The organism is Streptomyces sp. NPDC004284 (genome assembly GCF_042874035.1).
GTDB lineage: Bacteria > Actinomycetota > Actinomycetes > Streptomycetales > Streptomycetaceae > Streptomyces.
In genome coordinates this window covers 186,084-198,638 of the sequence record NZ_JBIAMJ010000003.1, presented here as the reverse complement: position 1 = coordinate 198,638, position 12,555 = coordinate 186,084, and the positions used below count along the sequence as shown (strand labels likewise).

Here is a 12,555-nt window from a genome sequence, read left to right as displayed (position 1 = left end):
CCTTGTCGACAATCTGCCGGATGGAGAACTTGTCACGCCGGCGCCACGGGACACAGTAGATTCGATCATGGGTACCGAAGACTGGGGTCTCGTGCAAAACCGAGGGGAAACGTGCAGGAGCGACACGACCAGGGAGACGCGAACACCGAGGGGGGCTTAGCGTCATGAGCCAGGACTCCGCCGCACCGGAGGCCGCACGGAAGCTGTCCGGGCGCCGCCGTCGCGAAGTCGTCGCGGTGCTGCTGTTCAGCGGCGGCCCCATCTTCGAGAGCTCCATCCCGCTCTCCGTGTTCGGCATCGACCGGCAGGACGCCGGCGTGCCCCGCTACCGGCTGCTGGTCTGCGCCGGCGAGGAAGGCCCCCTGCGGACCACGGGCGGGCTCGAACTCACCGCGCCGTACGGCCTGGAGGCGATCAGCCGCGCCGGGACCGTCGTCGTCCCGGCCTGGCGGTCGATCACCTCTCCGCCACCGCCGGAGGCGCTCGAAGCGCTGCGCCGGGCCCACGAGGAGGGCGCACGGATCGTCGGACTGTGCACGGGTGCGTTCGTGCTCGCCGCGGCCGGCCTGCTCGACGGCCGTCCGGCGACGACGCACTGGATGTACGCGCCGACGCTCGCCAAGCGCTACCCGTCGGTCCACGTGGACCCGCGGGAGCTCTTCGTCGACGACGGGGACGTGCTGACCTCCGCCGGCACCGCGGCCGGAATCGATCTGTGTCTGCACATCGTGCGGACCGACCACGGCACGGAGGCCGCGGGCGCCCTGGCGCGCCGACTGGTCGTCCCGCCGCGGCGCAGCGGCGGTCAGGAGCGCTACCTCGACAGGTCTTTACCCGAGGAGATCGGCGCCGACCCGCTGGCCGAGGTCGTCGCCTGGGCCCTTGAGCACCTCCACGAGCAGTTCGACGTGGAGACGCTCGCCGCCCGCGCCTACATGTCACGGCGGACCTTCGACCGCCGGTTCCGCTCGCTGACGGGCTCGGCCCCGCTCCAGTGGCTGATCACCCAGCGGGTGCTCCAGGCGCAGCGGCTCCTGGAGACCTCCGACTACTCGGTCGACGAGGTCGCGGGCCGGTGCGGCTTCCGCTCGCCGGTGGCGCTGCGCGGCCACTTCCGGCGCCAGCTGGGCTCCTCGCCGGCCGCCTACCGTGCGGCGTACCGCGCGCGGCGGCCGCAGGGCGAGGCCGGTACGGCGGTGCTCGAGGTCGCGGTGCCCGCGCAGGGCACGGCGGGGCTCCGCAGGCCGCTGGAGCCGGGCAAGCCCCCGTCGGACGTCTACGCCCCCGGCCGGCCGGCCCTGCCCGGCCTCCCGGGCCAGCGCAGCGCGCCGTAACCGGACCGCCGCCGCCACAAGCGGTGGAACGCAGGACCGACGGGCCCCCGGGGACACCTCCCCCGGGGGCCCGTCGGCCTCCCCGAGGCGGGCCGGAAGGCCCTCAGGCCCCCTAAGGTAGGACGCATGAACGATCGCATGGTGTGGATCGACTGCGAGATGACCGGGCTCTCGCTGACGGACGACGCACTCATCGAGGTGGCCGCGCTGGTCACCGACTCGGAACTGAACGTGCTCGGCGAAGGCGTGGACATCGTGATCCGCCCACCGGACGCGGCCCTGGAGACCATGCCGGCCATCGTGCGCGAGATGCACACGAAGTCCGGGCTGCTCGACGCGCTCGCCGAGGGCACCACGCTCGCCGACGCGGAGGCCCAGGTCCTCGCGTACATCCGCGAGCACGTCAAGGAGCCGGGCAAGGCGCCGCTGTGCGGGAACTCGGTCTCGACGGACCGCGGCTTCCTCGCGCGCGACATGCCCGCCCTGGAGAACCACCTGCACTACCGGATCGTCGATGTCTCCTCGGTCAAGGAGCTGGCCCGCCGCTGGTACCCGAGGGCGTACTTCAACAGTCCGGAGAAGAACGGCAACCACCGGGCGCTCGCCGACATCCGCGAGTCCATCGCCGAGCTGCGCTACTACCGCGAGGCGATCTTCGTCCCGCAGCCCGGCCCGGACTCGGAGACCGCGAAGCAGATCGCGGCCCGCCACGTCGTGCCCGCGGAATGACCCCCCGCTCGCGCCCCCGGAAGCCCCCGCGGAAAACGGTGGCGCGAGCACCCTCCAGAACCCTGTAGACTTCTTCTCGGCCGGTCAGGGAAACCTTCGGGGAAACCGCCGGTCGTGGTGGGTATAGCTCAGCTGGTAGAGCACCTGGTTGTGGTCCAGGATGTCGCGGGTTCGAGTCCCGTTACTCACCCTGATGGCTCAGGCCCCGGTTCGAAAGAACCGGGGCCTGAGCCGTTTTCACATGCCTTCACTTGCCTTCACCCGTGCGGGCGATCCATTGATCCACTTCGATCGACCCGCTGTTAGCTTCCCCTTATGTCCGACATTCGCACTATTCGTACATATCGGGCTGGGTGAGGTCCGTGGGAGTCCTGCGCGCGTACGAGATGGACCACTCCCCGCTCGCCGGGCGGACCATCGACGACTTCGAGAACCGGCAGAAGGAGCTCGGGCACCGGATCTACATCACCCGCGTGCGGCGCGAGGGGCAGATCCTCGCGCACAGCCAGCAGACGGTGCCGCGCCCGGGCGACGTGCTCGCCGTCAGCGCCCTGCGGGGCTCGCTCATCGACTTCGACGCCCGCACCCACATCGGGCAGACGGTCGCGGAGCTGCGCCGCGAGCCCTTCATGGTCGGCGTGTACATCGACAAGATCTACCGTTCGGGCGCGGAGTTCCCGTACCGGCTCTCCACGAAGCTGGAGCGCGGCGACACGGTGGTCCCGACCGGCCCGAAGCGCCTTGTGGACCCGGCGGGCAAGGCGATCGGCAAGCCGGTGCCGACCTCGTTCGCCACCGACATGCTGTGGGTGGGGCTCGGCATCTTCCTCGGCGGCTGCATCGGCATCCCGGCCCTGACGGTCTCGGGCGTCCCGATCTCGCCGTCCACCTCCGGCGGCGCGCTGATCATGGGCCTGGTCTTCGGCTGGATCCGCGGCAAGTACCCGACGTACGGCAACGTGCCGCCGGGCGCCCAGTGGTCCATGGACACCCTCGGCCTCTGCCTGTTCGTCGCGGTCGTCGGCATCAACGCCGGTCCGAGCTTCACCAGCGGCCTGTCGACGGCCGGCTGGGGGCTGCTCGTGTGGGGCGCGGTGGCGACGGTGGTCCCGCCGGTCGTGGGCTTCCTGTAGGGCCACTACGCGCAGAAGATCCGCTTCCCGATCCTGATGGGCGTCCTGGCGGGCGGCCAGACGACGACCGCGGCGATCGGCGCGGTCGACGAGCGGTCCAGGTCCCAGATCCCGACCCTCGGCTACACGATCCCCTACGCGGTGGGCAACGTCCTGCTGACCATCTGGGGCGCCGTGATCGTCATCCTCGACCACTAACGCCCCCAGGGGAGTCGCAGTGCCCAAGACCACGTTCACCCGCCAGGAGATCCAGTCCTTCGCGCAGCTCTCGCCGTTCGAGCCGAAGGACGAGTTCATCCGGATCGCGCAGGCCGCCCAGGCGGACAAGCCGGGCCAGAAGGAGAAGTCGCAGGCGCAGATGCTCAACGCGGGCCGCGGCAACCCGAACTGGGTCGCCACCGGCCCCCGCGAGGCCTTCTACGCGCTCGGCCACTTCTCGCTCTCCGAGTCGCGCCGGGTGTGGACCGCCGACAACCTCGGCGGCATGCCCGAACTCCGGGGCTCCGCCGAGCGCTTCGACGCCTTCGCGCGCCGCCACCCGGACCTGCCGGGCATCGAACTGCTGCAGAACTGCGTGGAGTACGCCGTCGAGCGCTTCGGCTTCGACAAGGACGCGTTCGTGCACGAGCTGACCGACAGCACGATCGGCGACAACTACCCCGTACCGGACCGGATCCTCACCCACACCGAGCACATCGTCCGCGGCTACGTGCACGACGAGATGTTCGACAAACGGCCGCCGGCCGGAAACCTGTCACTGTTCGCGACCGAGGGCGGCACGGCCGCGATGTGCTACGTCTTCGACTCCCTGACGAAGAACGGGATCCTGAAGAAGGGCGACCGGATCGCGCTGATGGTGCCGGTCTTCACCCCGTACATCGAGATCCCCGCGCTCGACACGTACGAGTTCGACGTCGTCACCGTCAGCGCGAACTCCTTCGCGGAGACCGGGGTCCGCGAATGGCGCTATCCGACGGAGGAGGTCGCCAAGCCGGCCGACCCGTCGGTCAAGCTGGTCTGCGTCGTCAACCCGTCCAACCCGCCGTCCCTGGCGATGAGCGAGCGCGTCGCGGAGCAGATCAAGGACATCGTCGCCGGCCCGAACCCGAACCTGCTGGTCGTCACGGACGACGTGTACGGCACCTTCGTGGAGGGCTTCCGCTCGCTCGCGGCCGAGCTCCCGCGCAACACGCTGCTCGTGTACTCGTACTCCAAGCACTACGGCTGCACCGGCCACCGGCTCGGCGTCATCGGCCTGCACGACGACAACGTCGTCGACGAGATGCTCGCGCGGCTTCCGCAGGCGGAGAAGGACCGCCTGAACAGGCGGTACGGGTCGCTGTCCCTGGAACCGGAGAAGATCCGCTTCATCGACCGGCTCGTCGCCGACTCCCGTCAGGTCGCCCTCAACCACACCGCCGGGCTCTCCCTGCCCCAGCAGGTGATGATGGCGCTCTTCTCGCTCTTCGCCATGCTGGAGGAGGGCCAGGCCTACAAGCACAAGATCCGGGACATCGTGCGGCAGCGCCTCGACCTGCTCCTCGAAGGCGCTCAGATGAAGATCGCCGACGACCCGAAGCGGGCCGGGTACTACGTCGGGCTCGACCTCCTCGCGGAGGCGGAGCGGGTGCACGGCAAGGACTTCGCGGACTTCCTGGAGAAGAACTACGAGCCGGTCGAGCCGCTGTTCCGGCTCGCCGAGCAGACGAGCGTGGTGCTGCTGAACGGCGGCGGCTTCGACGGCCCCGAGTGGTCGGTCCGCGTCTCGCTCGCCAACCTCGACGACCTGGACTACCTGGACTACCTGAAGATCGGCCACCACCTGCGGGCGATCTTCAACGACTACGCGGAGGAGTGGAAGGCCACGCGGGTCGTCTGAGCCCGCGCACAGGAGGGCGCGCCCCGGTCGGCGGTGGGGGTGGTTCCGACCGGGGCGCGCGGTGTGGGGGGACTGGCGGGTCCGCTACTTGTACGTGCCGAAGGCCTTCGTGAAGGCCAGCGGCTGCTGGAGGACCGAGGAGCAGGTGGGGTCGGCGTAGGTCACGGCGCCGGCCGCGCACTGCTTGTCGCGGGTCGCGGACCACATCGAGAGCCGGCCGAGGCCCTTGGACTTCGCGAAGTCGACGAGCTGGGTGGCGTCCTCGACCTTGAAGACCTCGCTGCTGACGTCGTTGACGCCGATCATGGGGGTGACGGCGACGGCCTTCCAGGCGGCCGCGTCGGTCAGGCCGAGGACGCCCTTGATCTGGGCCTGGGTCGCGGTGGCGGCCTGGACGGCGTACGTGCCCATGTCGGCGCTGTACGCGGGCCCGTAGTCCATCGCCATGATGTTGACGGCGTCGACGCGGACGCCGTTCCGCTTCGCGTCGGCGAGCAGGTCCACGCCGGGCTGGGTGAGGCCCTCGGGCATGACGGGCAGGGTGAAGGAGACGTCCAGGCCCGGGTGGGACTTCTGGAGCTGGGCGATCGCCTGCGAGCGGCGGGTGTTGGCGGCGGTGTCGGGCAGGGCCGCGCCCTCGATGTCGAAGTCGACCTTGGTCAGCTTGTACTGGTCGACGACCTTGCCGTACGCGGCGGCGAGCGCCGAGGAGGTCGAGCAGTTCAGGGCCAGCTCGTGTCCCGCGGCGCCGCCGAAGGAGACGCGGACGTCACCGCCCTTGGCGCGCAGGGCGCCGATCTGGGCCGCGACCCTGTCGTTCGCCAGGTCGGTGACGCCGCCCCAGAGCGGGGCGCAGGAGCCGCCGGAGGTGATGAAGGCGAGGTTGAACTCCTTCACGCCGGTGGCGTCGGCGGTGGCGAGCAGGTCGTACGCCGGGTAGAGCGAGGTGTCGACGTACGGGGCGAACCGGGCGCCCGTGGCGGGGGCGGGGGCGCTCGTGGCGGTCGCGGTGGGGGTGGGGGTCGGCGCCGTGGTGGGCTTCGCGGTGGCCGTGGCGGTGGGCTTCGGGCTCGCGGTGGCGGTCGCGGTGGCCGTGGCGGTCGGCTTCGGGGTGGCCGTCGCGGTGGGCTGTCCGGTGGGGCGGCCGCTGGGGGTGGGGGCGGGGCCTCCGGCGGAGCAGACCGCCTTGTTGATGAGGCAGTCGGCGGGGTCACCCGCCTGGCCGGTGGCGGAGGTGACGAAGCCGACGGTGACGGACCGGCCGGGCGCCAGCTGCCGGTTCCAGCTCGCGGGCTTCACGGTGACGTGGCCGCCGGAGACGGTGTACTCGCCGTTCCAGAGGGAGCCGATGGTGGTGCCGGCCGGGAGGTCGAACTCCAGGGTCCAGTCGGACTGGGTGGTGGCCGTCCCGTTGGTGACGACGTACTGGCCGGTGTAGCCGCCGGTCCAGGCGCTGGTCCGGGTGTAGGCGGCTCCGACGCCCGCCGCCTGCGCGGTGCCGGTGAGCGCGAAGGCGGCGCCGCCGACGACGGCGGCCGCGACGAGCGCGCCGGCGGCCTTGGTGCGGGTGCTCGTCCTGCGCCGGTGGGAACTGCTGCCCATCGCGTGCCTGCCTCTGGTGTGCCGGGGGTGGGGGTGGGGTGCGGCAGCACGCTAGCGAGCGGGAAACGGACAAACACCCCGACAGGGGCCGGGGTTGGGATTCTTAGGCTCCGCTTAAGGGAGGCATCGGGACGGCAAAAGGTTGGGCCGCCGCGTCACGCCTTGCGGCGGCGGCCGCGGCGCCCTCCGCCCCCGCCCCGGCCGGCCCCGCGTCCGTCGAGGCTGATCCAGATCCGTATCTCCGTGCCCCCGAGGATCGAGTGGCCGATGCGGACGTCGCCGCCCGTCGACTCGGCCATGCGGCGCGCGATGTCGAGGCCGAGGCCGGTGGAGCCGTCGCGGCCGCTGCCCGCGCCCCGCGCGAGCGCGGCGGCGGGATCGGCGATGCCGGGGCCCGCGTCGGAGACGAGGATGATGACGGCGTCGTCGCCGTTGTGGACGTCGAGGGAGAAGGCGGTGCCTTCGGGGGTGTGGCGGAAGACGTTGCCGAGCAGTGCGTCGAGGGCGGCGACGAGTTCGGGGCGGGCGACGGGGATGCGGACCGGGCGTTCGACGCCCGCGACCCGCACGCGGCGGCCCTCGTCCTCGGCGAGCGCCGACCAGAAGTCCATCCGCTCGCGGACCACTTCGGCGGCGTCGCAGCCGGCGCCGGGCCCGGTCGCCTGGGTCTGCGGCTTCGCCTCGCGGGCCGTGCGGATGATGGTGTCGACCTCGCGCTCCAGCTGTTCGACGGCCGCGCGGGTCTGCTCGGCGGCGGGCCCGGAGCCGAGGGAGGCCGCGTTGAGCCGGAGGACGGTCAGCGGGGTGCGGAGCCGGTGGGAGAGGTCGGCGGCCAGTTCCCGTTCGTTGGCGAGGAGCTGGACGACCTGGTCGGCCATGGAGTTGAAGGCGACGGCGGCCGACCTGAGTTCGGTCGGCCCCTCCTCGGGGACGCGCGCGCCGAGCCTGCCCTCGCCGAGGTCGTGGGCGGCGCCCGCGAGCCGCTGGGCGGGCTGGACCATGCGGACGCCGAGGCGGTCGGCGACGGCGACGGAGCCGACGATCAGGGCGATGCCGACGCCGGCGAGGACGAGCCAGGCGGTGGCGACGCCGTTGCTGACCTCGCCCTCGGGGACGAAGAGTTCGACGACGGCGACCTGGCCGCTGCTGAGCGCCATGGGCTGGAGCAGCGCGAAGCCGCCGGGGACCTCGGCGATGGAGGCGCGGCCGAGACTCCGGGTGGCGGCGAGCGCCTCGGGGTCGGCGCGCCGGGTGCCGATCTCCAGGGCCGCCCCGCCGGGTTCGGCGGCGGGCACGTGGATGGCGAGCCGGCCGACGGCCCCGTCCTCGGTGGTGGCGACGGCCTTGTCGAGTTCGTCGTGGTCGGTGGTGATCGCGAGGACGGGGGCGAGTCCGGCGGCCCGGCGTTCGGCGTTGGAGAAGGCCCGGTCGCGGGCCATCTCCTTGACGACGAGCCCGAGGGGGACGGCGAAGGCGACGACGACCATGGCGGTGACGGCCAGGGACACCTTGACGAGCGCCCATCTCACGGCTGCGGCTCCCGGGGCGGCTCCAGCTTCACGCCCACCCCGCGCAGGGTGTGGAGGTAGCGGGGCCGGGCGGCCGTTTCACCCAGCTTCCGCCGCAGCCATGACAGATGTACGTCGATGGTCTGGTCGTCGCCGTACGACTGCTGCCAGACCTCGGCGAGCAGTTCCTTGCGCGGGACGACGACGCCGGGGCGTCCGGCGAGGAAGGCGAGCAGGTCGAACTCGCGCCGGGTCAGGTCGAGGGGTGCCCCGTCGAGCTCCGCCTGACGGCGCAGCGGGTCGACGGTGAGCCCGCCGACCCGGAGGACCCGGGAGGGCGGCACCTCGCCGGCGGCGGCCCGGGACCGGCGCAGGACGGCGGCCATCCGCGCCGAGAGGTGCTCGACCGAGAAGGGCTTCACGAGGTAGTCGTCGGCGCCGGCGTGGAGGAGCCGTACGATCTCGGCCTCGTCGTCCCGGGCGGTCGCGATGATCACCGGGACGTCGGTGATCCCGCGCAGCATCTTGAGCGCCTCGGACCCGTCGAGATCGGGCAGACCGAGGTCCAGGATCACGACGTCGAAGCGGAAATGGGCGACCTCGCGCAGCGCCTCCAGAGCCGTGCCGACGCTCCGTACGGTGTGGGAGGCCTCGGACAGATGCCGGATGAGGGCCGAGCGCACGAACTGGTCGTCCTCGACCACGAGCACACTTGCCATGGGCCGCACCGTACGCCATCCGGGTGAGGTCCCGGGCCCACCCTCCGGTCGTACGGCCCCTCTCCCGGTAGTGCACTATGTCCCGGTGCGAAGAGGACTCGTTCACGCCCTGGCCTGGTCGCTCGCCACCGGCGCGGCGGTCACCCTGTCCTGGTGGGGAGTGCACACGGTGCTGTCCGGCACGGTGTACGACCCGCCGCGCGCCCTGCCCCTCCCGGCCGGCCCCCCGTCCCTGGTCACGGCCGACGACCCGCAGACCTCCGCCACGCGGCAGCCCGGGAGCACCGCGCCCACCGCGCCCTCCCCCTCGGCGTCCACGCCGGGCGAGGTCCGCACGCCCCCGGCCACGCCGTCCGCGACCCCCTCGCACCGCACCGTTCCCCCGACGGAGACGCCCCGGACGCCCACCGCGCCGCCCTCGGGCCCGGACTTCGGCTCGGGCGTGAAGGGCTACACCGTGGACGGCGGCCGGGTCACCTTCGACCTCGGCGAGAGCTCGGCCGAACTGGTCTCGGCGACGCCCGCGTCCGGCTGGCAGATGCAGGTGTGGAAGCAGCCGACCTGGATCCGGGTCACCTTCACCCGGGACGGCCGCGAACTGTCGGTCTTCTGCGTCTGGCACGACACCGCGCCCCGCGTGGAGATCGACGACCGCCAGACGTAGGGGCCGGCTACCGGAAGACGGACGGCGGCGGTACGGGCGAGGGCTTGGCGCTCGCGTCGGTGACGGGCGCCGCTCCCCCGGCGAAGTCGGCGAGGGCCCGGCCGTGCTCCACGCGCCCCGGGTGCGGGTCGGTCGCGACCCGGCGGGTCAGTTCGGCCACCGGCAGCTCGCGGTCCGAGGCGAGCAGGACGGCGTTGCCGAAGCGGCGGCCGCGCAGGACCGTCGGGTCGGCGGTGAGCGCCAGTTCGGGGAAGACGGCGGCGGCGGTGGCGATCTGGCCGCGCAGATGGGTCAGCGGCGGGCCGTCGGCGAGGTTCGCCGCGTAGAAGCCGTCGGGCCGCAGCACCCGCCGCACCTCGGCGAGGAACTCGGTGCTGGTCAGGTGGGCCGGGGTACGGGCCCCGCTGAACACGTCGGCGATGACGAGGTCCGCCCAGCCGTCCTGGACCTTGGCGAGGCCGGCGCGGGCGTCGGTGGAGCGGACCCGGATGCGGGCCCCGGCGTCGAGGGGCAGTTCGCGGCGGACGAGCTGGACCAGGCGCCCGTCGAGCTCCACGATCTGCTGGGTGGAGCGGGGCCGGGTCGCGGCGACGTACCGGGCGAGGGTGAAGGCGCCGCCGCCGAGGTGCACGACCTGGAGCGGCCGGTTCGGCGGGGCGACGAGGTCGGCGATGTGGCCGAGGCGCCGTTGGTACTCGAAGGTGAGGCGGGCCGGGTCGTCGAGGTCGACGTGCGACTGCGGGGCGCCGTCGACGAGCAGCGTCCAGCCGCGCGGGCGCTCCCGGTCGGGTATGAGTTCGGCGAGACCGCCGTCGACGTTCTCGACGACGGGGGCGGCCGCCGCCGCCCGGTCCTTCTGTCTGTTCCTGGCCACGGGCCCATTATCGGGGCAAGCCCGACACGGGGCTCAGGGGCGGGCACGCGGGTGCGGCCGGTGGGCGGCTCAGTGGCAGCCGTCGGCCGCCTCGATCAGCCGGGCCGCCTCGCCGAGCGCCTCGCGCAGGACGACGGGGTCGGTCACGGGGTCGGTGTCGCCCGGGGGCAGCAGCCAGCCGGCCGGGCGGGGCGCGTCGCCCGCCGGTTCGGGCAGCTCCGGCAGCTCGGGGAGGCGGAAGCCGCGCCCCGAGGTCCTCGTACAGGCGCTGCCCGGCATGTCCCAGGCGGCGGCGGTGCCCGGCGGCACCAGGAAGCCGAGGGTGTCGCAGGCGCCGTCGTGGACGACGGGGCCGACGGCGGGAGCGGCGGCGCGGCGCAGGATGTCGACGGCCTCCAGGCCCTGGCGGACCGGGACGGTCACCAGGTCCCAGGCCCCGGCGTCGGCGTCCGGGGCGGGCGCGAGGCCCATGGCCTCCGGGGCAGGCACGTGCCGCGTGGCCGACTGCGCACCGATCTCCGACATCGACATGGGGACCCCTCCTCGCTCCAGAGGAGACACGTTCCGTCTCTCCCATACGGTTCAACGTCCGCACGCGTCAACGGCTACGGCAGGATGCCGCCGCAAAGGATGGCAGTTCATGGCAGATCGCAGGCGAGATATCCGATTTGTAGCCAAACTCAGCGTGTGCAACCGGTCACAGCAGGTACGTTCTTGCCGCCGGACACCCGGCAGCACCAGGAGAGGGCTCGGCCATGGGGATGTCACGGGCAGTTCCCAATCTCGCCTTCCGCCGGCTCCGCGGACAGCACTCGCCGGCGGAGTTCGCCGCGGCGGTCCGCCGGGCGGCACGGGAGATCGGCGAACAAGTCGCGTGCGACGCCCGCTACATCGGGCGCGTGGAGGCGGGCGAGATCCGCTGCCCCAACTACGCGTACGAGCGGGTCTTCCTGCACATGTTCCCCGGTCTGGGCCTCCGTGACCTGGGGTTCTCCGCGCGGGAGACGGTGCGCGGCCGACGGCAGGCCGTCCCGGCCGGGGCAGCGCCTCCCGCCGCCATCACCACCCGGAACGATGAGGAGAGCGACGTGCTGCGTCGCGCATTCATGACGAGCGGCTCCGCCACCCTGGCGGCCGCCTCGCTGGGACTCTGCGGCCCCGCCGTCGCGATCCCCTCCCCCCGCGGCACCCACCGGATCGGCGAGGCCGAGGTGCGGGCCGTGGAGGACGCCGTGCGGCGGATCCGCCTGCTCGACGACCGGCACGGCGCCGACGGGCTCTACAAGGTGGCCGCCCAGCCGCTCCGTACCGCGTACGCGCTCCTCGACGCCGGCACCATGTCCCGCCGCTCCACCGAGGACCGGCTGCACGCGGGCGCGGGCGAGCTCTCCCTCTCCGTCGGCTGGCTGGCGCACGACTCGGGCCGCCACGAGGACGCCCGCTCGCACTACGCGGAGGCGCTGGCCACCGCGCGCGTGGCGGGGAACGCGGCCCTGGAGGCGCACGCCTTCTGCAACACCTCGTTCCTGGCCCGGGACACCGGCCGCCACCGCGAGGCGGTGCGGGCGGCGCAGGCCGGGCTGCGGGCCGCGCAGCCACTCGGCTCGGCCCGGCTGCTCTCGCTGCTCTCGCTGCGGGAGGCGAGCGCCTGGGCGGGGCTCGGCGACCGCACCGCCTGCGAGCAGGCCCTCGGCCGCGCGCACGGCCACTTCGAACGGGGCCCGTCCGAGAGCGACCCCGAGTGGATGTCCTTCTTCGGCGAGCCGGAGCGGGAGGCCCTGGAGGCCGGGTGCTGGTCGGCGCTCGGCGAGTGGGGCCGAGCGGCCCGCCACTCCCACCGGGCCGCCGTCCTGCAGAACCCGCACTTCGCCCGGAACCTCGCGCTCTACCGGGCCCACCTCGCCAAGGCCCTGGCGCACGCCGGCCGCCCGGACGAGGCGGCGGCGGAGGCGCGGCGCGTCGCGGACTCCCTCGACGGCATCGCCTCGGCCCGGATCCGCGGCCTCCTCACGGAGACCGGCCGGGCCCTGGCGGGCTCGTACTGAACCGACCGGGTCCGGTCCACGGCTCCGGGCGCCCGCCCCGGTCCGGCTCGGGCTCGTACCGAGGCCTC

10 protein-coding genes, 1 tRNA gene and 1 pseudogene are annotated in these 12,555 nt (G+C 73.1%); 7 read left to right on the top strand and 5 right to left on the bottom strand.

Annotation, left to right across the window (positions count from 1 at the left end; all coding sequences use genetic code 11):
- Nucleotides 1-164 precede the first annotated feature (164 nt).
- The 5 genes and pseudogenes from ACFYUS_RS10570 (at nucleotide 165) to ACFYUS_RS10550 (ending at nucleotide 5,075) form a co-directional block, all read left to right on the top strand.
- On the top strand, nucleotides 165-1,334 hold the full coding sequence (locus ACFYUS_RS10570; RefSeq protein WP_388848229.1) for a helix-turn-helix domain-containing protein: 1,170 nt from the start codon (nucleotides 165-167) through the stop codon (nucleotides 1,332-1,334).
- 126 nt (nucleotides 1,335-1,460) lie between these two features.
- A complete protein-coding gene (orn, locus tag ACFYUS_RS10565) occupies nucleotides 1,461-2,063 on the top strand; it encodes an oligoribonuclease (protein ID WP_388848226.1) in 603 nt (200 codons plus the stop codon).
- A gap of 117 nt (nucleotides 2,064-2,180) precedes the next feature.
- A tRNA-His gene (locus ACFYUS_RS10560) sits at nucleotides 2,181-2,253 on the top strand.
- A 178-nt stretch (nucleotides 2,254-2,431) separates the two neighbouring features.
- A pseudogene (locus ACFYUS_RS10555) lies at nucleotides 2,432-3,394 on the top strand (aspartate-alanine antiporter); the annotation flags it as partial.
- A 19-nt stretch (nucleotides 3,395-3,413) separates the two neighbouring features.
- A complete protein-coding gene (locus ACFYUS_RS10550; RefSeq protein WP_388848223.1) occupies nucleotides 3,414-5,075 on the top strand; it encodes a bifunctional aspartate transaminase/aspartate 4-decarboxylase in 1,662 nt (553 codons plus the stop codon).
- A gap of 84 nt (nucleotides 5,076-5,159) precedes the next feature.
- Here ACFYUS_RS10550 and ACFYUS_RS10545 read toward each other — a convergent pair whose 3' ends face one another.
- From ACFYUS_RS10545 to ACFYUS_RS10535, 3 genes are all read right to left on the bottom strand, one after another.
- Nucleotides 5,160-6,677, bottom strand: a complete 1,518-nt coding sequence (locus ACFYUS_RS10545) for a cellulose binding domain-containing protein (protein ID WP_388848220.1) — start codon at nucleotides 6,675-6,677, stop codon at nucleotides 5,160-5,162.
- A 155-nt stretch (nucleotides 6,678-6,832) separates the two neighbouring features.
- The gene (locus tag ACFYUS_RS10540) at nucleotides 6,833-8,206 is read right to left on the bottom strand and encodes a sensor histidine kinase (protein WP_388848217.1); all 1,374 of its coding nucleotides are present in this window, start codon (nucleotides 8,204-8,206) and stop codon (nucleotides 6,833-6,835) included.
- Entirely contained in the window at nucleotides 8,203-8,904 is a 702-nt protein-coding gene (locus tag ACFYUS_RS10535) for a response regulator transcription factor (RefSeq protein WP_388848213.1), read from the bottom strand. Before ACFYUS_RS10535 ends, ACFYUS_RS10540 begins: the two co-directional genes overlap by 4 nt.
- Nucleotides 8,905-8,989: 85 nt before the next feature.
- Between ACFYUS_RS10535 and ACFYUS_RS10530 the strand changes: the two genes are divergently transcribed.
- A complete protein-coding gene (locus ACFYUS_RS10530; protein ID WP_388848210.1) occupies nucleotides 8,990-9,568 on the top strand; it encodes a hypothetical protein in 579 nt (192 codons plus the stop codon).
- 7 nt (nucleotides 9,569-9,575) lie between these two features.
- Here ACFYUS_RS10530 and ACFYUS_RS10525 read toward each other — a convergent pair whose 3' ends face one another.
- Together ACFYUS_RS10525 and ACFYUS_RS10520 are read right to left on the bottom strand one after the other, a co-directional pair.
- A complete protein-coding gene (locus ACFYUS_RS10525) occupies nucleotides 9,576-10,442 on the bottom strand; it encodes a spermidine synthase (protein WP_388848207.1) in 867 nt (288 codons plus the stop codon).
- Between the two features lie 69 nt (nucleotides 10,443-10,511).
- Nucleotides 10,512-10,967, bottom strand: a complete 456-nt coding sequence (locus tag ACFYUS_RS10520; protein WP_388849155.1) for a hypothetical protein — start codon at nucleotides 10,965-10,967, stop codon at nucleotides 10,512-10,514.
- A 230-nt stretch (nucleotides 10,968-11,197) separates the two neighbouring features.
- Between ACFYUS_RS10520 and ACFYUS_RS10515 the strand changes: the two genes are divergently transcribed.
- A complete protein-coding gene (locus tag ACFYUS_RS10515) occupies nucleotides 11,198-12,487 on the top strand; it encodes a tetratricopeptide repeat protein (protein WP_388848204.1) in 1,290 nt (429 codons plus the stop codon).
- Nucleotides 12,488-12,555: the final 68 nt, after the last annotated feature.

What these genes read in the sequence shown, in the direction of transcription:
- ACFYUS_RS10570 (WP_388848229.1), top strand. Translation starts at nt 165, where the DNA reads ATGAGCCAGGACTCCGCCGCACCGGAGGCCGCACGGAAGCTGTCCGGG.
- orn (WP_388848226.1), top strand. Translation starts at nt 1,461, where the DNA reads ATGAACGATCGCATGGTGTGGATCGACTGCGAGATGACCGGGCTCTCG.
- ACFYUS_RS10545 (WP_388848220.1), bottom strand. Translation starts at nt 6,677, where the DNA reads ATGGGCAGCAGTTCCCACCGGCGCAGGACGAGCACCCGCACCAAGGCC.
- ACFYUS_RS10535 (WP_388848213.1), bottom strand. Translation starts at nt 8,904, where the DNA reads ATGGCAAGTGTGCTCGTGGTCGAGGACGACCAGTTCGTGCGCTCGGCC.
- ACFYUS_RS10520 (WP_388849155.1), bottom strand. Translation starts at nt 10,967, where the DNA reads ATGTCGGAGATCGGTGCGCAGTCGGCCACGCGGCACGTGCCTGCCCCG.
- ACFYUS_RS10515 (WP_388848204.1), top strand. Translation starts at nt 11,198, where the DNA reads ATGGGGATGTCACGGGCAGTTCCCAATCTCGCCTTCCGCCGGCTCCGC.